Below are 17,363 nucleotides of genomic sequence, written 5' to 3'. Positions count from 1 at the left end.
AAAAGAATATATGGAATATCGGCCGCTAGGTGAAGAAATTGAACGGATTCGTAAAGGAAAAAATATTCCTCTGCGTGTCTTTGATGAAAATGGTGTTTCTAGTCGAAGTTATCAACGCTTTGTCCAAGGAAATAGTGAATTGCGTATTTCGGATTTAGCCATTATTGTCGAAATCTTGTCTATTTCGCCGATGGAAATGACAGAAAAATTAACGCCAATGTCCAAAACAGTTTTAGCTAAGGAGCAGTTTAATCAAGCAATCTTTAGTAAAAATTTTCAAGAAAGTAGTCGAATCGTTGCAGATTATCGGGCGTATTATGAGAAATCGTCTTTTGCTTTAGGAAAGCAAGAAGTAATGTATTCGATGTTGGCGTTGGAATATCTTTTTAACCCTCAAACAGTTGTGACAAAAGAAGAGATTATTGCATTAGAAAATCAGATTCTGGAACGATTAATTAATGCCGATGTGTATACTATTTTTAATTTGAAATTTTTAGCATTACAAAAAAACGTTGGCTTGCAGCCGTTTCCAACTTCGTTACTTTTTCGTGTACTACAATCTGTCAATGAGCGGGAAATTATTGATATTCGCTCGCTAGAAATTATCGAGCAAGTAATTATTGATTTTTTATTTGCGGCGATTGTCAGCCAAAATGTTCCCCATATTCTTCATGTATTAAGCATGTTTAAAGAATATGAAGTGGGTGAAAATAACTGGCGAATGATCCTCTGGAAAAAAATAGCAGAAAAAATAGAAATGATTTTAACCAATGAAGAAATATTCGCAGATTGGTCAATCTTTAAAGAACAAATCCTCTTATCTATCACATTGTTTTTACCAAAAGCCAAACAAGAATTTTTTGCTGGGCAATTGGAAAAAATAGAGGATAGTTTAAAAGAAATAAAAGAAAACTAGGCATAATTGAGAATTTGTCATAATACATTCTGGTTGTGTTTAGCGACAAAGAGCGCCAAATAGGGGTAGAAAACCCTATTTGGCGCTCTTTGTCTTGTCTATACAAATTAATTTGGACAGTTTGTCGTAATTGAACCCATTTTCAGTTGATATTCACTATAATTAAGAAAATATCAGGAGGTGAAGTTTATGAAAAAAATGTGCATCTCCGCAGTTAGTGCCTTACTTTTGGCTAATAGTTTATTACTTCCTGTAACAACTTTCGCCGAAACGACCGAAACAATCGCATCCTCCAGTGAAGAAAATGTTTCATCTGTTTCAGAAGAAAAGATTCCAGAAACTTCATCGGCAGAAGAGCAAAATTCAGCAACCAGTAGTTCGGAGATTCCCCAATCAGAAGAGTTAACGACTGTTGAAACAAGTGAAGAGCCGCCAAATGAAGCACTAGCGATAACGGAAGCACAACTGATGATGCCCCAATTATACGCAGGTGCTGTCTTAGATAAAGCGACGCCTATCAGTACACTATTTCCTGATCCAGCCTTTGCGGAAAATATCAGAAAACAGTTAAGCAAATCTCGGATCTCTAATACTGTCACCCAAGCAGAATTGGATAAACTGAATAAAGTTATTTTAGAAAATGTCGTTGTTTCTAATGTGGAAGGAGTTCAATACCTAAGAAACTTAGAAGAATTATCTTTTCAAGATTCACTCAATGTAACAGATTTGAGTCCTTTTGCTAAAGGTGAATTTAAGCTATTACGTTTTTTATATATGAGAAACAATAAAATAGCTGATCTTAGTCCGTTAGGTCAAGCAGGATTAATTAATTTAGAAGGCTTGTATGTTGAGAACAATCAATTAACGACATTAAATGGACTTGAAGGAATGGCTGCTTTAAAAAATTTAAGTATCCAAAATACGACAGATCATCCGTCAAAAATCACGCCGAATAATCGAGTAACTTCCTTCGACCCGCTTCGTTCTCTTCGTAATTTAGAAACCATTTGGGCTGCCAATAATCAGATTGCTACTTTAGATGGGCTTACGGAAGCAAATAACCTACTCCGTCTTTATGTGGAAAATAATCAATTAAAAACAATTGCGCCCTTGGCGAATAAGCCACGTCTAGAAGAGTTGAGTATTATGAATCAAACGATTGCTAGTCTGGAAGCTTTAAGCACTGTTCCTAATCTGCGTGTACTGTATGCAAGAAACAATCAAATTTCTTCCTTGTCACCGTTAGAGAAAACACTCAATCTAACAGTTTTAGATGTGGGAGAAAATCAAATTTCAGATATCAGTCCGTTAAAAGGCTTAACGGCCATTACAGGGCTAGATGTATCTAATCAAATGATTATCTTATCTTCTGTCGATTATATTGCTGGGAAACCACTGCAATTAAAAAATAAGGTGGTATCTCGTGATGGTCAACTATTTCCACCGCTGACGATTAGCCCTTATGGAAGTTACGATGCTACAAAAGGACTGTTTGAATGGAATTTACCCAAAGCTCATGAAGGCGTTTCTTATATCTGGGAATCAACAGATAAAGCATACTTAGGGAACTTTTCTGGAACAGTCGTCCAACCTGTCAAAGAAGTTTTCTTAAGTGAAACGAAACTATCTTGGTCAAAAGAGCGTATAGAAAAGTCGATGGAAAAAACAATCGATATTGATGACTTTCAAAAAACAGCCCTGCCTTTTTATTGGCAAGATGTCGATGCTGGGAATAGATTACAATTTATTGTCAAAAAAGAGGGTCAAGAAATCCAGAAATTAGCAGATGAAACAACCACTAATTCTAAAACATTTAAGGAAAAAGCCTTGTTATTACCAGAACTAACTTATGGAAAACAGCAGTTGGTCGTGGAAGTCTATGATAAAGGCTACAAGATTGACGAATTAGCGCTAACAGTCACTGTGGTTGGCTCTGTCAGGTTCAAAACGGTACCCACAGCGATTTCCTTTGGGAATGAGCTGCAAATCGCTAGTAGCACGACCCAATATCCAATTGTTTCCATGGATCAACCATTAGTGATACGGGATACTCGTCAAACGGGGAATAATTGGTCGCTTGCACTAACCGTTACTTCAGATTTCAAATCTGAATCAGGTGCTACGTTGCCGAATATTTTAAAATTTAGAACCAACCATCGCTTACAGGACATTCCAGAAGGCCAATCGATTCTTGTTCACAACCAAGCCAATGGACATCAAGAAACAAATATTTCTGATCAATGGAAAGAAAATGACCAAGAGTTGTTATTATCTGTTCCTGGAGGGACGGCCAAAGCAGAAGAATACGAAGCAAAACTAACTTGGCACTTGATGGACGTACCTGATGGCAGTGCAAAATAGGGGGTGAGTCTTATCAAAAAAATAGTTAGCGGTGTATTGCTATTAGGATTGATTTCATCAGTTGATGTATTTGCTGAAACAAATGCCTATCCGACAAATGCAGAAGTTTCTTTTTATGGCGAGTATGAACCACCAGCCAACAAAGAAAAACCAGATGGTAAGATACCACAGCGTTTCCCCAAGCAGTCGGAAGCAATACCAGCAGTGAGTGGAGAATCATTGAAGCATTCAACAAGTAAAACGGTTGATCAAAAAGGCTCAGGCTTCTTACCTCGAACTGGTACTAAACAGCAACAAATGTTTAATTATCTCGGAATAATAGTCATCTTTATGGCTAGTTTTATTTTAAAAAAAAGAAAGAAGGAACAATAAAATGAAAAAAATTATCTTATCAACAATCCCAGCTATCACTTTAGGCGTAGCTATTGCACCAGAAGTGAATGCAGAAGAAAAAAACTATGAATCAAATGCTATCGTTGAATTTACACCGGATGCCTCTATCAACAAACCAGTCGATCCAGTGAATCCAGATACCGAAAAACCTGTTGAACCCTTTGACCCAACGACACCAGACACAGGCAATAAGCCAAATGAAGGAACAACTGGTCCACTAAGTATCGATTATGCTTCTAGTTTAGACTTTGGCAAAAATAAAATTTCAAATAAAGATGAAAAATATTATGCAAATCCACAATACTTTTTCTTGGCAGACGGTTCTGGTCCTGATTTGACTAATCCTAAACCAAATTATGTACAAATTTCCGACAAACGCGGAACGAATGCCGGTTGGGCCTTAACAGTTAAACAAGAAACACAATTAACAGCGACAAAAGAAACATTAAATAAAGTTTTAGACGGTTCAGAAATTAAATTAAGTCAAAACAAAGCAGTGTCTAATTCCAAAGCAGTCACACCAACTGCGCATGAAGTAACTTTAGTAGCTGGCGATTCATCAAATGTGATGTCTGCCGCTGAAGGTCAAGGTTCTGGAACTTGGCTTAGTGCGTTCGGTGGGATTGAAAAAGTGGAAGTTGACGGTGAAAGCGTAGATAAAAATACAGCGATCACATTAACTGTACCAGGAGCAACACCAAAAGATGCTGTTCAATACAAAACTGTTTTAACATGGACAATCGCTGATTTACCAAGCGTATAATTATTGAAACTATAACAATAGAAGAGAAGGAGCACTAACATGAAAAAAATGACCATCGCAAGCAGCTTAATTTTAGCAACCATCGCGGTAGGCACACTACCAGTTCAAGCAGAGGAAGTGGCTAATCGCGACACAGATGCTATTGTAAAATTTAAAGCACCAGATGAAAAAGATCCTAACAGCAAAAATCCTGTAGTGGATCCAGAAGACAAAGACGGCAAAGATCCTGTGACACCTATCGACCCAGTAAATCCTGACAAACCAGTTGATGAAGGTTCTACAGGCCCCTTAACCTTGGACTATGCTTCAAGTTTAAACTTTGGTGAAAATATCATCAGCACAAAAGATGAAATCTATTTTGCATCAGCACAAGTTTTAAAAGATAAAAATAATGTTGAAAAAACGGGTCCATTATTTGCTCAAATTACAGATAATCGTGGAACTTTAGAAGGCTGGACTTTATCTGCAAAACAAAATTCTGCATTTACTTCTGCTACAAAAGGTCAGACACTTGAAGGAACTGAAATTGTCTTTCAAAACGCTTCAGCTGTGACAGCAGGACAAAGCGCTGCACCAACAAGTTTAGCGAGCGTAACTTTTGGTACAGTTGGTGAAAGTCATAACGTGATGGTAGCCGCAACAGATCAAGGTGCTGGGAAATGGTCATACTTATACGGCAATGCTAGTTCAATTGCTGAAGTTGACGGCCGTCAAGTAATGAAAGATGTTCAATTAAAAGTGCCAGGTAAATCAGTTAAATTAAACGATGCCTACAAAACAACAATTACTTGGACATTAGCTAATACGCCAGTATAAAAAGAACCTTTTTTGAGAAAGGAAGAGGGGAACTCAGCCTTTCTCCTTTACATAGAAATGGAGTGTAGAGCGAAATGAAAAATAGATATTTTATTCTGATGATCCTAAGTTTTTATTTCTTTGCTTTTGGGATTGAAACCTCAGCAGCAGAATTACGATTTAGTGTTGAAACAGAAATTCCAGAAAACCAAATAGATAAAACAAAAACATATTTTGATTTAATGATGAAACCAGACCAAGAACAAATTTTGAAAGTTCGAGCGGCCAATAGTACAGATGAAAATTTAGTGATTGATGTTAGTGTGAAGTCGGCCACAACAAACAGCAACGGAGTGATTGAATATGGTGAGTCGTTGACAGCTTTAGATAAATCTGCACCAGCAGATTTATCAGAAATCATTCAACTGAAAGACGGCGGTGAGAGTGTTGAATTGCCTGCTAAAAGTGAAAAAGCAGTTGAATTGCGAGTGAAGATGCCTAAAGAAGAGTTTTCAGGGCAACTAGCGGGCGGGATCACGTTTAGTGAAAAAGTCGATGAAACGAAAGACAAGCAAAAAGAAAATACAAACGGCTTAGCAATTGAAAATCGCTATGCCTATACAGTAGCTGTTTTACTTCGAGAAAATGAAACAGTTGTACAACCAGAATTGTCTTTAGAGAAAGTTGAACCGACACAAAGAAATGCGCGCAGTGTTATTTCTGCAACACTGTTAAACCATGAAGCAGCCTATCTTCAATCAATGAAAGTAACGGCAAATGTTAAAAATAAGAAAACAAATAACGTTATTTTAGAGAAAGAACAAGAAGATATGCAAATGGCGCCCAATTCAATTTTTAATTTCCCTATTCCTTATGAAGAAAATGAAATGGAAGCTGGGACGTATGTATTGGCAATGACTGTGGAAGGCTCAGGAAAAAAATGGCAATTTACGAAAGAATTTACGATCTCAAAAGAGGAAGCAAAAACATTTAATGAGAAAGATGTAACCGTCAAAAAAACGGAATCTAAACTTATTTATCTCTTAATCGGTTTATTGATCCTTTTACTGATAATCTGCCTGTTCATCATTTTACGTCTGAAAAAACAAAAAAATAAATAAAAAAAAGCCGTTCTTCAATTTGAAGAGCGGCTTTTTTTTAAAGATTAAATAATTTCTCCACAGTCGGACAAAGTTCGGTGAAACAAGTGACTTCTGCAAGGTGTGATGCAGGTTGGCAACTTGGTAGTTCACGAGAGCGGTGGTTAAACCAAAGAGAATGCCAGCCACCATTACGTGCGCCTACAATATCATTGTCATAACTATCACCAACATATAAAGTATGTTCAGGTTCCATACAAAATTGATTACAGGCTAAATCAAAAATTTCCTTTTCAGGTTTTTGAAAACCCGTACTTTGAGAAATAATGATATTTTGGCTTGGAACCCATTTTTCAATATTCAATTGTTTAACTTTTTTAAATTGATGGTCTGTTGGACCATTTGTAATAATCCCCATCGGAATTTCTTTCTCTTGTAAAGTATCAAGAAGCTTAGTAACTTCTGGATGCATCGTAATATTATCCAATTCTTCTTCATAAACTTGTTGGAAAATTTTTCCTTCTTCTTGTGAAATTCCTGGATAGTTTAGATCCTTTAATGTTTCATTCATCCGGAAAAACCGCATGAAATCTAGGGACCATTCATTGGCTAAAACTTTCGGAAACGTTTCATCGCTGTGGTGTCTAAAACGAAGATACAATTCATGCATATCCTCTGTCGCAACGTTTGGGAAAATTTTAGTCATCGCATTTCGAAAGGGTTGTTGCTGATCGTACAGCGTGTCATCAACATCAAAAACAATGGTTCTCATTTAACAAGTGCACCTCTTAACTTTTTTACAAAACTTTTCATATGTTATATTGTAGCCGATATTTTCACAAATAAATAGAGTATTTTTCACTGTATTTCAAGGTTTTGTACAGAAATCAAAGCCTTGCGGGAAAAGACAATTATAGTTATTTTTACCGAAAAAATGGAAACGATAAATGAAAAAATATTCTGATAATGAAAAGTTTGTGAAAATGATTTTGAGTCAAAGTTACTTAAATAACACATGTTCTGATAGAAGTTAGAATTTTGCAAGAGACAGTCTTTTTCCGTATAATGAATGAGAATGAAGGGGGAGAGTTAGGGAGTTATGTTAAAGCGTTTTTTTGGGTATTATCGGCCGTATCGTCGATTATTTATTTTGGATTTTGGGTGTGCCGTTTTTGCGGGGCTGTTAGAGTTGGCTTTTCCAGTAGCAGTCAACCAAGTAATTGATAAGATTATGCCAAAAGGAGATTTTCGCCTCATTGCATTAGCTAGTGCGGGCTTATTTGCATTTTATATAATCAATACGTTTTTACAATTTATTGTGGTTTATTTTGGTCATATGTTAGGCGTGAATATTGAAACAGATATGCGTGAAGAATTATATCAACATCTGCAAACACAACCGTTTGAGTATTATGATAATCAAAAAACAGGGAAATTAATGAGCCGTTTGACCACTGATCTTTTTGAAATTTCGGAAGTGGCGCATCATGGTCCAGAAGACGTCTTTATTACGATTATGACGTTAGCAGGTTCTTTTTTATTAATGTTAACCATTCACGTGAAATTAGCCATCGCTACGTTTATTTTATTGCCATTTATCACGATTGCGCTAGGCTATTTTAATAAAAAAATGACAAAAGCGAATACGGATATTTACGATAATTTAGGTGAATTTAATGCTGGGATTGAAGCGTCAGTAAGTGGGATACGTGTCACGCAATCTTTTGCAAATGAACCGTTTGAACGAAAACAGTTTAATTATTTAAATCAAATGTATCGAAAATCGAAATTATATTTTTATAAGGTGATGGGTGTCAGTTCCGCCTATAATTACTTATTAATTCGTCTGATAAATTTATTTTCATTAATTTTTGGTGCGTATTATACAATTAAAGGAGAAATTACAGAAGGTCAGTTTGTAGGATTTATTTTATTAGCCAATATTTTTATTCGGCCGATTGAAAAAGTCAACAATATGATTGAAAGCTATCCCAAAGGATTTGCTGGCTTTAAACGTTTTACGGAAGAAATGGACAAACAACCGTCCATCAAAGATTTGCCAGGAGCTGTTGCTGTTTCACATTTAGAAGGAACGATTGCCTATAAGGATGTTTCATTTGCTTATGAAGATGGCACAAAAGTTTTAGACCATATCAATTTAAAAATTCAACCTGGTGAAACCGTTGCTTTCGTTGGACAAAGTGGTTCAGGAAAAACGACCTTGTGCAATCTGTTGCCTCGTTTTTATGAAGTCAGTAGTGGTGAAATTACGATTGACGGTAGAAATATCCAGAAAATGACCTTGGCTTCATTACGTAAGCAGATTGGAATTGTTCAACAAGATGTGTTTTTATTCCCTGGAACATTACGAGAAAATATTGCTTATGGGAATTTAAATGCTACAGAAATAGACATTCAACAAGCGGTGAAATTAGCACATTTAGAACATGTAATTCAGCTAATGCCAGATGGCTTGGACACAATTATTGGCGAACGTGGCGTGAAATTATCGGGCGGTCAAAAGCAGCGAGTGGCAATTGCGCGAATGTTCTTGAAGAACCCGCCGATTTTAATTCTAGATGAAGCGACTTCTGCATTAGATACAGAAACAGAGCAAGTGATTCAAGAGTCATTAAACTCGTTAGCTGACGGGCGAACAACATTAATTATTGCCCACAGACTGGCAACGATTAAACATGCTGATCGAATAATCGTAGTGAGTGACCAAGGAATTTTAGAAGATGGAACACATGAAACTTTGTACGCGCAAAGAGGCCACTATCGTCGCTTGTACGATGCTCAATTTAGAACATAAAAAACCCGCGAATAAAACTTCGCGGGTTTTTATTATGTTTAGTTAGCGCCGAACTTTTCTTCCCAAACCAACAGCATTTTTCATTCGTTGAAGTGTTTTGTTGGCTACCAGGCGAGCGTTTTCTGCGCCCTCATCTAAAATCATATCTAATTCTTCTGAAGCTAGAAGCTCTTGGTAGCGCACTTGAATAGGTTCTAATAAGGCAACTACTGCTTCTGCTAAATCTGCTTTGAAGTCTCCATAGCCTTTGCCTTCGTATGCTTGAACAAGTTCCTCAACAGTTTGACCTGTCGCAGCAGAATAAATATTTAGTAAGTTAGTAATACCAGGCTTTTCTTCTTTATTATATTCAATTACACCAGTTGAATCAGTTACAGCAGAGCGGATTTTTTTGCGAATCACTGCTGGCTCATCAAGCATTGAAATAAAGCCCTTCACATTTGTATCGGACTTACTCATCTTTTTCGTTGGTTCTTGTAAGCTCATAATTCGACTACCTTGCTCAGCGATTTTTACTTCAGGAATCGTTAAAATTTCTTGATTTTTTTGGGCGTAACGTTTGTTGAAGCGTTCCACAAAATCACGTGTTAATTCTAAGTGTTGTTTTTGATCATCTCCGACTGGCACTAAGTCAGCGTTGTACAACACGATATCACCAACCATTAATGGAGGGTATGTTAAAAGACCAGCGCTTACGCCAGCACGACCATTTTTTTGCGATTTATCTTTAAATTGTGTCATTCGCTCTAACTCACCAATAGAAGTATTGCACTGAATGATCCAACCAGCTTCTGCATGGGCACTAACTTCAGACTGTATGAAAATTGTTGCTTTTTGTGGGTCTAAACCAACCGCTAGGTAAAGAGCTGCTAAACTACGAATTTGCTGGCGTAGCTTTTGCGGTTCTTGGGGAACGGTAATGGCATGTTCATCCACAATACAAAAATAACAATTGTATTCATTTTGTAATTCGATAAATTGTTTCATTGCACCAATGTAATTTCCGATTGTCGGAGTACCACTGGGCTGAATACCAGAAAAAATTGTTTTCATTAAATAACCACCTGACTTTAGACTTAAGATAGTGAATAGTTCTATTATACATTTTATTAGAAAAAAATACATGGGAACTTCTTGAAAAAATCACCAAGAGAAGTAAATTATAACAGCAACCATAAAAATAGAAAACTGTATTACTTTTTTACAGAATCATAACGAATATCCATAAAATTTCATAAAAATTAACCCTAATTTTACACGGATGTAATGAAGGAAAAATAAACAAAGTTAATAAAAAATGTTTAAAAACCCCTAGTATTTTTATTAGAAATTAGGTATACTGGTTTTAAATAGAGGAACAGTAAAGTTCCCTGTTTCAGAAACGCGATGATTCGCGAAAAGGAGTGATGCACAATGTTGACACTTTATACTTCCCCAAGTTGCACGTCATGTCGTAAGGCTAGAGCCTGGTTGCAAGAGCACGAAATTCCTTTTAAAGAAAGAAATATTTTTTCTGAACCTTTAAATATTGAGGAATTAAAAGCAATTTTAATCATGACAGAAGATGGAACAGAAGAGATTATCTCTACTCGCTCTAAAGTTTTCCAAAAATTAAATATGGATTTGGACGAGCTTCCACTTCAAGATTTATTAGAGTTGGTTCAAGAAAACCCTGGATTGTTGCGTCGGCCAATTATGATTGATGAGAAAAGATTACAAGTCGGTTTTAACGAAGATGAAATTCGCCGATTCTTACCAAGAGATGTTCGACAACTGGAATTGCGCCAAGCACAATTAATGGCAGGTTTATAAAAAATATAAAATTTTGTTCTTTATTTGTTAATTGTAATAAAGAACGATTCATATGAATTTAGGGCCAGGGATTTTTATCTCTGGCTTTTTAATACATATTTAGAACTTGTATTCATTTGATTTGGCAGAACGTGGTCAAGGAAAAATAGTATCTTTTTTGGAGAGACTGCGTTAAGATGAAGAGGTAGAAGGAGCGAAAAACCAATCGTTAAAAAAATTCAAAGTTTATAAAACGTTCGCTAGTTTTCGAGGATTTACAGACTTTCCACTTTACTTTTGTGTAGTTTTCGCTACAATGAACGTAAGAAGTTTCCTGATTGAAGCAAAGAGAGGTGTAGCGCTATGGAAATGGAACATATTAATGAAAATACGATTCGTGTGTTAATTGGCAACGAAGACCTGGCGGATAGAGGGATTACTTTTCTTGACTTACTAGGAAACCACAAAGATGTTGAAAATTTCTTTTATAGTATTTTAGAAGAAGTTGATGTCGAAGATGAGTTCCAAGGCAGTGAAGCAGTCACTTTCCAAGTCTTGCCTAAAAACGATGGTTTAGAACTGTTTATTAGTAAAAATGTCGCTATGGACGACTTGTCTTCCTTAGAAGGTCTGAGCGAAGTCAATGCAGATGTTAGCGAATTGATTCGCAAACAAATTGAAGCAGACAAAGCAGCCGCCGATGAACTTGACGAGATGGAAGCCACAGATGAAACAAACAGAAATGTAATCTTTGAATTAGATAATTTTGAAGCGATGATCCAATTATCCAAAGAAGTCTTCATGCAATCTGTTTTGACTAACTTATACACGTACAACGATCGTTATTACTTACAAGTTTTGTTCTTAACCGATGAATTAGAAAAAACAAATGTTGACAATGAAATTGCACAGATTTTAGAATTTGCTCATAAAACAACTGTCACTCAGGATACTTTAGTCGAATATGGCACTTGTATTATGGAACGCAGTGCATTGGAATTAACACGTTATTACTTTAATGATTAAGCAAAAAAGCAAAAACTTTCGAGTTTTTGCTTTTTTTTTGGATGAAAATTAAGAAACTTTGCGTAGTTTATTTATGAGAGGTGAAAATCATGTTAACAGCTTTAACGGCAGACAACCAAGAATTATTTTCTTTAATCGATTGCTCGATTGATGAATTAACACAGATACGAAGCGAACAAGCTTTTGTGTGTCCAATGTGTCATCAATCGGTCATTTTGAAGGCAGGCCCCATTAAAATACCCCATTTTGCTCATCGTAAAAAGAATAGTTGTTGGTACGAAGCAGAAGCTGAAACAGAAGAACACCTCCGCTTGAAGCAGCTTTTTGCGGAAAAGTGTTTACGCGAAAAGCTGTCCTTCCAAGTTGAGGCATACTTACCCACCTTGAAGCAACGCCCAGATTTACTCATTGGGAAGATAGCCATTGAAATTCAATGTAGTCCATTGCCAATTAAACGTTTGGTAGAACGGACGGAGACTTATCAAACTCATGGCTATCAAGTTGTTTGGATTTTAGGTGAACGATTAGTGCCTAAAGACAAGCTCACGCAATTAACGAAACAATTTCTTTACTTTTCGGAGTCCTTGGGATTTTATTTATGGTCGGCCAATAAGAAGCAAGAACGAATAGAATTACTTTGTCATATTGAAGAGAGTCAATGTCAACAATTTTATAGAAGAAAACAATCATGGGATTTTTACGAAAAACAATTACTAGAAATCTTCCGACTACCGACCGCTAATTTAAATTTACTGCCAGATAGACGGCACACTGGCCAATTGATGCATGATTATTATCAAAAATTGACGCAACAACTTGGTTACAGAAATGCTCAGTTGCTTAGAACACAAAGCTTTTTATACACGAAAGGTTGTCACCTTCTCCAGTTACCTCCTTGGTTTTACTATCCTGGATTGAAGCTAATACCTTCTTCTGAAGAAGATATTCATTTAAAAATGCTTGTTTGGGAAGCACTAAAAACCGAAGAAGAGCGTTTAGTGACCAAACAGGAACTATGGCGTATCTTGGAAGCTATTTTTTTGGAAGAAGGGAACTTTGTTTGGCAGCCACTGCCGAATATTGGCTTAAAAAAGCTTTTTAAAATTGTGGGAAATAACTTATTGAGATGGTTACAAGAATGTTATGTGTTAATTAAAGTAAACAATAAGTACCTAATAACTAGTATTTTCCTAAGAGAAGATCCTGAAAAGCTCATTCATTGGCTAAAAAAAGTGAAAAAACAACATTTTTTTAGTCACACGTGTTAAATTATGATAGTATAATGAGTAAAACGTTTCTTAAAGGAGAGTAAACTATGAGCGAAATTAAACAATTACCAACACGTGATGAAGTTCCAACTCCATTGACTTGGGATTTAACCAAAATTTTTAAAGATGATGCTGCTTTTGATGTTGCGTATAATCAGTTGATAGAAGAGCTAAATCAAGCAGAATCATTTAAAGGTACCTTAGGGAATGGTGCAGAAGCTTTTCTAGCTGCGTTAGAATACGTTTTAGATGTCTATCGAAAAGTGGAAACATTATATGTCTATTCTCATTTAAAAAATGATCAAGACACTACAAATACAGCTTACCAAGCTTTATATGCCAGAGCTAGTTCTTTATATGCACAAGTTAGTGAAGCTGTTTCTTGGTTTGACCCAGAGGTTTTAACATTAAGTGATGAACAAATCTGGGGATATTTTGAAGAGCAGCCGAAATTAGCTGTTTATCGTCACTATATTCAAAATATTTTAGATGAACGTCCCCATGTTTTATCGATGGAACAAGAAGCTTTACTGGCGGGGGCTAGTGAAATTTTTGGTGCCTCAAGTAATACATTTTCAATTTTAAATAATGCAGACTTAGAATTTCCAACTGTGCAAAATGCTGAAGGCGAAACGATTCAACTTTCTCATGGCGTTTATGGTCAGTTAATGGAAAGTGTCGATCCATCTGTTCGTGAAGCAGCATTTAAAGGTTTGTACAAAGTATACAAACAATTTAGAAATACATTAGCCTCAACTTTAGGTGCACATGTTAAAACACATAATTATAAAGCAAAAATTAGAAATTATGATTCTGCTCGAGCAGCCTCTTTAGCAAGTAATCATATCCCTGAAAGTGTTCACGAAACATTAGTAGCTGTAGTAAATAAACATTTACCTTTGCTACATCGTTATGTAAAATTAAGAAAAAAATTATTAAACGTAGAAGAATTACACATGTACGACTTGTATGCGCCTTTGCTAGGTGAAGCACCAATTCGTTACAGCTATGAAGAAGCAAAAGAAAAAGCAATTGAGGCTTTAAAACCACTAGGTGAAGACTATTTATCTATTGTTAAAGAAGCTTTTTCAAGTCGCTGGATTGATGTGATTGAAAATCAAGGAAAACGAAGCGGCGCATATTCTTCAGGAGCTTATGATACAGCCCCATACATTTTAATGAATTGGCATGATAGTTTGGATCAACTATTTACATTAGTCCATGAGATGGGCCATAGTGTTCATAGTTACTATACAAGAAATAATCAGCCGTATGTTTATGGCGACTATTCAATTTTCTTAGCTGAGATTGCTTCAACCACAAATGAAAATATTTTAACAGAATATTTATTACAAACAGAAACAGATCCTAAAGTACGTGCGTATGTCTTAAATCACTATTTAGACGGCTTTAAGGGAACCATTTTCCGTCAAACGCAATTTGCGGAATTTGAACATTTTATTCACACGGAAGATGCTAAAGGCACGCCATTAACAAGTGAATATTTGAGTGAGTATTATGGCGAGCTCAATGCTAAATATTATGGACCAGAAGTAGTTAGAGACGAAGAAATCAGTTACGAATGGGCGAGAATTCCACATTTTTATTACAATTACTATGTTTATCAATATGCAACTGGCTTCTCAGCCGCTTCGGCATTGTCTAAACATATTTTAGCTGGAGAAGAGGGAGCTTTAGAGAATTATCTTAACTACTTGAAAGCAGGAAGTAGTGACTTCCCAATTGAAGTGATGAAAAAAGCGGGCGTGGATATGACACAAGCCGCGTATATCGAAGATGCAATGAAAGTTTTTGAAGAACGTTTAACGGAATTAGAAGCTTTGGTTGAAAAATTATAGACAAAAAAGTGGGATATAAGTCCAGATGACTTATATCCCACTTTTTAACTCTTAAGATAATTGGTTAACAGCTTTCGTCGCAGCATCTTTTTTATAATAAATGTAAATGTCCATTTGGAAAATGATAATTGGAGCGACGTTTAAATTCAAAGGTTGCGTCACCTTGGTTCAGCAACGGTTCGTTATGTGGATGAACACGACAAAGTTGTTTAATTTCATCCATGTTTTCAAAATTTTCGACTAAAATGCCGAAATCGTTCTCGCAAGTATAGTTGTAAACGACTGCGGTAGGGTGTTGTTTAATCCCCATTTCTCGAGCAACTTTTTGGTCGGTTTGGAAAGATTCTTTGACAAAATCGGATTGTCGGTCTTTACGATACATATCAATATCCCCGCCAGCCGCTAGAAGTAGTTCTTCTGATAACTCAGGAGAGTAAGCTAGACCGTCTTCAGCTACTGCTTTTTGTAAGCCAATCAACAATTGTCGGCCTTTTTTTCGGCCTTGTAACTGTGCTGCTTTATAGTCAAGAGCGGCTGAGTATAAATCTTCAAAAATTCGATTCCGTCGTTTAATGTCATTAATCGGAATATGTTGACGACTCAAAAATTCATTGATCGTTTTCATATTTAATAAAGGAATAAAGCGCAATTGTATTTTCTTCTTGTCGTTAACAGACAATTGTATAATTTCTTTTTCAATTTCTAAACAGACGCCGCCTAAAGGATTGACGAACAAATAAATTTCAACCATTCATACTTCCTCCAATGCCATGCTTTTTCAAATACAGGTGCCAGAACGTCAGTGCTTCGAATACTAAGGGGCAGTGGTCCGCATCATGCGTTGAATCTTGTTAGGTGCAAGCGTAATGGGAATGTTCAAATCAGCCATTAATGTTTGAAACGCTTGCTTGCCGCTTTCAGCTTCAGTAACTTCTAACTCTAATTCAAAATCGTGCTGTTGGTTATACCAACTTTCGTCTAACGCAAGTAGTCCTTGAGGAATTTGTTTTTCTGCACGTGCTGTTTTTAATGAACCAATTAAATGGATCGAGGCGATTTCAATACCTAATTCTTGTAATTTCTTCGCCACAGCCCCCTCAGTAGGGAGGTGATTCCTCTTGATAAAGTGGTTCGCCGTCTCAAGCGATAAAGGGTCATTGATTTCTAATAATCCTTCTGGCGCAGGAACTTTTAAGGTTAACTCACCACGATCTGCTAATACGCGAATTCTTAAGCCCATTCGTTGTGCTTTTAATTGAAAATCGTCCGTATCAAAATAATGATTTGTTTGCGTAAAAAAGTCCGTTTTTTGAATAGCAAAATGGTCGATTAATCGTTTGAAATCTTGCGGACTAACTAATGTTTTAAATTCAATTTCTAAGTGCTCACTCATGGGGTTCTCTCTCTTTCTTAAATCACTCCAATTTTCACATATTATATAGGTTTCCGTCAAGAAAAGTGGTCTTCTCTGTGAAAAATTTTTCTAATGAAAGGCGTTTGGAAATCAAATAGCGAATAACACCCTATTTTAGGGAGGACTGTGGTAAAATAATCAGTGAATGAAATTCAAGGAAATTGAGGGATCTACCATGGAACGAGAGTGGGAGCTGTTTTTAGCGCCATATGAACAGGCGGTCAGCGAATTAAAAGTAAAACTACGAGGTATTCGTAAACAATTTCGGGAGCAAGATAAACACATACCAATTGAATTCGTTACAGGACGTGTGAAACCAGTAGATAGTATTTTGACAAAGACGGCTATTCGGCATATTCCTTTAAATCGGATTGAAGAAGAAATGCAAGACATTGCTGGTTTGCGGATTATGTGCCAATTTGTGGAAGACATTTACCAGGTAGTCGCACTTTTAAGAAATCGTAAAGACTTAAAAATTGTGGAAGAACGGGACTACATTGAAAATAAAAAAGAAAGTGGCTATCGTTCGTACCATGTGGTAGTGGAATATCCTGTGCAATTAGTCACCGGGGAAAAGATTATTTTGGCCGAAATCCAAATTCGGACACTCTCCATGAATTTTTGGGCAACGATTGAACATTCTTTGAATTATAAATATCAAGGTGTCTTTCCTGAAGAAATGAAAGAACGCCTTCAGCGAGCGGCAGAGGCAGCCTATTTATTAGATGAAGAAATGTCATCTATTCGTGAAGAAATTCAAGAAGCACAACATTACTTCTCTCATGGCCGTGGATTGCTAGAAAACGAATACTATAAGCAAATTAAAAACGAAACACCAGAAAATCAGTAAAGGAGTCTGCTT

At 36.3% G+C, this 17,363-nt stretch carries 16 protein-coding genes; 12 read left to right on the top strand and 4 right to left on the bottom strand.

The annotated features are described in order from the left end of the window. The first annotated feature begins 10 nt into the window (after positions 1 to 10). The 6 genes from elrR (at position 11) to elrE (ending at position 6,349) form a co-directional block, all read left to right on the top strand. Entirely contained in the window at positions 11 to 916 is a 906-nt protein-coding gene (gene elrR / locus IGK82_RS10410; protein WP_002385708.1) for an Rgg family transcriptional regulator ElrR, read from the top strand. Between the two features lie 189 nt (positions 917 to 1,105). Continuing rightward, positions 1,106 to 3,277, top strand: coding sequence for an enterococcal leucine-rich protein ElrA (elrA, locus tag IGK82_RS10405; protein WP_002387175.1), 2,172 nt, complete (start codon positions 1,106 to 1,108; stop codon positions 3,275 to 3,277). Positions 3,278 to 3,280: 3 nt separating this feature from the next. After that, positions 3,281 to 3,649 (top strand): LPXTG anchor domain-containing protein ElrB, encoded by a 369-nt coding sequence (gene elrB / locus IGK82_RS10400; RefSeq protein WP_002356469.1) that lies wholly within the window; start codon positions 3,281 to 3,283, stop codon positions 3,647 to 3,649. A 1-nt stretch (position 3,650) separates the two neighbouring features. After that, entirely contained in the window at positions 3,651 to 4,433 is a 783-nt protein-coding gene (elrC, locus tag IGK82_RS10395) for a WxL domain-containing protein ElrC (RefSeq protein WP_002384097.1), read from the top strand. A 39-nt stretch (positions 4,434 to 4,472) separates the two neighbouring features. Beyond that, entirely contained in the window at positions 4,473 to 5,249 is a 777-nt protein-coding gene (gene elrD / locus IGK82_RS10390; protein ID WP_002362542.1) for a WxL domain-containing protein ElrD, read from the top strand. A gap of 74 nt (positions 5,250 to 5,323) precedes the next feature. Beyond that, positions 5,324 to 6,349, top strand: a complete 1,026-nt coding sequence (gene elrE / locus IGK82_RS10385; RefSeq protein ID WP_002387174.1) for a transmembrane protein ElrE — start codon at positions 5,324 to 5,326, stop codon at positions 6,347 to 6,349. Positions 6,350 to 6,386: 37 nt separating this feature from the next. Here the strand turns inward: elrE and IGK82_RS10380 are convergent, their stop codons facing one another. Next, positions 6,387 to 7,100 carry an HAD family hydrolase gene (locus IGK82_RS10380; RefSeq protein WP_002387173.1) on the bottom strand — a complete coding sequence of 238 codons (714 nt, stop codon included), beginning with the start codon at positions 7,098 to 7,100 and terminating at the stop codon, positions 6,387 to 6,389. A 327-nt stretch (positions 7,101 to 7,427) separates the two neighbouring features. Between IGK82_RS10380 and IGK82_RS10375 the strand changes: the two genes are divergently transcribed. Beyond that, positions 7,428 to 9,143 (top strand): ABC transporter ATP-binding protein, encoded by a 1,716-nt coding sequence (locus tag IGK82_RS10375; protein ID WP_002387172.1) that lies wholly within the window; start codon positions 7,428 to 7,430, stop codon positions 9,141 to 9,143. 42 nt (positions 9,144 to 9,185) lie between these two features. Here IGK82_RS10375 and trpS read toward each other — a convergent pair whose 3' ends face one another. Next, the gene (gene trpS / locus IGK82_RS10370; protein ID WP_002378619.1) at positions 9,186 to 10,196 is read right to left on the bottom strand and encodes a tryptophan--tRNA ligase; all 1,011 of its coding nucleotides are present in this window, start codon (positions 10,194 to 10,196) and stop codon (positions 9,186 to 9,188) included. A gap of 360 nt (positions 10,197 to 10,556) precedes the next feature. On the opposite strand from trpS, the gene spxA reads away from it, so the two are divergent. From spxA to pepF, 4 genes are all read left to right on the top strand, one after another. Further along, positions 10,557 to 10,955, top strand: a complete 399-nt coding sequence (spxA, locus tag IGK82_RS10365) for a transcriptional regulator SpxA (protein WP_002356477.1) — start codon at positions 10,557 to 10,559, stop codon at positions 10,953 to 10,955. 342 nt (positions 10,956 to 11,297) lie between these two features. Continuing rightward, positions 11,298 to 11,960, top strand: a complete 663-nt coding sequence (locus IGK82_RS10360; protein ID WP_002356478.1) for an adaptor protein MecA — start codon at positions 11,298 to 11,300, stop codon at positions 11,958 to 11,960. An 89-nt stretch (positions 11,961 to 12,049) separates the two neighbouring features. Further along, complete coding sequence (locus IGK82_RS10355; protein WP_002387170.1) at positions 12,050 to 13,228, top strand: competence protein CoiA; 1,179 nt, start codon at positions 12,050 to 12,052, stop codon at positions 13,226 to 13,228. 47 nt (positions 13,229 to 13,275) lie between these two features. Further along, the gene (pepF, locus tag IGK82_RS10350; protein ID WP_016622211.1) at positions 13,276 to 15,087 is read left to right on the top strand and encodes an oligoendopeptidase F; all 1,812 of its coding nucleotides are present in this window, start codon (positions 13,276 to 13,278) and stop codon (positions 15,085 to 15,087) included. A 91-nt stretch (positions 15,088 to 15,178) separates the two neighbouring features. Here pepF and IGK82_RS10345 read toward each other — a convergent pair whose 3' ends face one another. Both IGK82_RS10345 and IGK82_RS10340 read right to left on the bottom strand, forming a co-directional pair. Continuing rightward, positions 15,179 to 15,838 (bottom strand): ClpXP adapter SpxH family protein, encoded by a 660-nt coding sequence (locus tag IGK82_RS10345; protein ID WP_002368840.1) that lies wholly within the window; start codon positions 15,836 to 15,838, stop codon positions 15,179 to 15,181. Between the two features lie 63 nt (positions 15,839 to 15,901). Beyond that, positions 15,902 to 16,480 (bottom strand): CYTH domain-containing protein, encoded by a 579-nt coding sequence (locus IGK82_RS10340; protein ID WP_002356483.1) that lies wholly within the window; start codon positions 16,478 to 16,480, stop codon positions 15,902 to 15,904. A gap of 196 nt (positions 16,481 to 16,676) precedes the next feature. On the opposite strand from IGK82_RS10340, the gene IGK82_RS10335 reads away from it, so the two are divergent. Further along, complete coding sequence (locus IGK82_RS10335; RefSeq protein WP_002356484.1) at positions 16,677 to 17,351, top strand: GTP pyrophosphokinase; 675 nt, start codon at positions 16,677 to 16,679, stop codon at positions 17,349 to 17,351. The last annotated feature ends 12 nt before the right edge of the window (positions 17,352 to 17,363 follow it).

This window comes from Enterococcus sp. AZ197 (assembly GCF_050556405.1).
Taxonomy (GTDB): domain Bacteria; phylum Bacillota; class Bacilli; order Lactobacillales; family Enterococcaceae; genus Enterococcus; species Enterococcus faecalis.
The sequence above is the reverse complement of the archived record's forward strand: the minus strand, read 5'-3'. Positions and strand labels throughout refer to the sequence as shown.

What these genes read in the sequence shown, in the direction of transcription:
- elrR (WP_002385708.1), top strand. Translation starts at nt 11, where the DNA reads ATGGAATATCGGCCGCTAGGTGAAGAAATTGAACGGATTCGTAAAGGA.
- elrA (WP_002387175.1), top strand. Translation starts at nt 1,106, where the DNA reads ATGAAAAAAATGTGCATCTCCGCAGTTAGTGCCTTACTTTTGGCTAAT.
- elrC (WP_002384097.1), top strand. Translation starts at nt 3,651, where the DNA reads ATGAAAAAAATTATCTTATCAACAATCCCAGCTATCACTTTAGGCGTA.
- elrD (WP_002362542.1), top strand. Translation starts at nt 4,473, where the DNA reads ATGAAAAAAATGACCATCGCAAGCAGCTTAATTTTAGCAACCATCGCG.
- elrE (WP_002387174.1), top strand. Translation starts at nt 5,324, where the DNA reads ATGAAAAATAGATATTTTATTCTGATGATCCTAAGTTTTTATTTCTTT.
- IGK82_RS10380 (WP_002387173.1), bottom strand. Translation starts at nt 7,100, where the DNA reads ATGAGAACCATTGTTTTTGATGTTGATGACACGCTGTACGATCAGCAA.
- IGK82_RS10375 (WP_002387172.1), top strand. Translation starts at nt 7,428, where the DNA reads ATGTTAAAGCGTTTTTTTGGGTATTATCGGCCGTATCGTCGATTATTT.
- trpS (WP_002378619.1), bottom strand. Translation starts at nt 10,196, where the DNA reads ATGAAAACAATTTTTTCTGGTATTCAGCCCAGTGGTACTCCGACAATC.
- spxA (WP_002356477.1), top strand. Translation starts at nt 10,557, where the DNA reads ATGTTGACACTTTATACTTCCCCAAGTTGCACGTCATGTCGTAAGGCT.
- IGK82_RS10360 (WP_002356478.1), top strand. Translation starts at nt 11,298, where the DNA reads ATGGAAATGGAACATATTAATGAAAATACGATTCGTGTGTTAATTGGC.
- IGK82_RS10355 (WP_002387170.1), top strand. Translation starts at nt 12,050, where the DNA reads ATGTTAACAGCTTTAACGGCAGACAACCAAGAATTATTTTCTTTAATC.
- pepF (WP_016622211.1), top strand. Translation starts at nt 13,276, where the DNA reads ATGAGCGAAATTAAACAATTACCAACACGTGATGAAGTTCCAACTCCA.
- IGK82_RS10345 (WP_002368840.1), bottom strand. Translation starts at nt 15,838, where the DNA reads ATGGTTGAAATTTATTTGTTCGTCAATCCTTTAGGCGGCGTCTGTTTA.
- IGK82_RS10340 (WP_002356483.1), bottom strand. Translation starts at nt 16,480, where the DNA reads ATGAGTGAGCACTTAGAAATTGAATTTAAAACATTAGTTAGTCCGCAA.
- IGK82_RS10335 (WP_002356484.1), top strand. Translation starts at nt 16,677, where the DNA reads ATGGAACGAGAGTGGGAGCTGTTTTTAGCGCCATATGAACAGGCGGTC.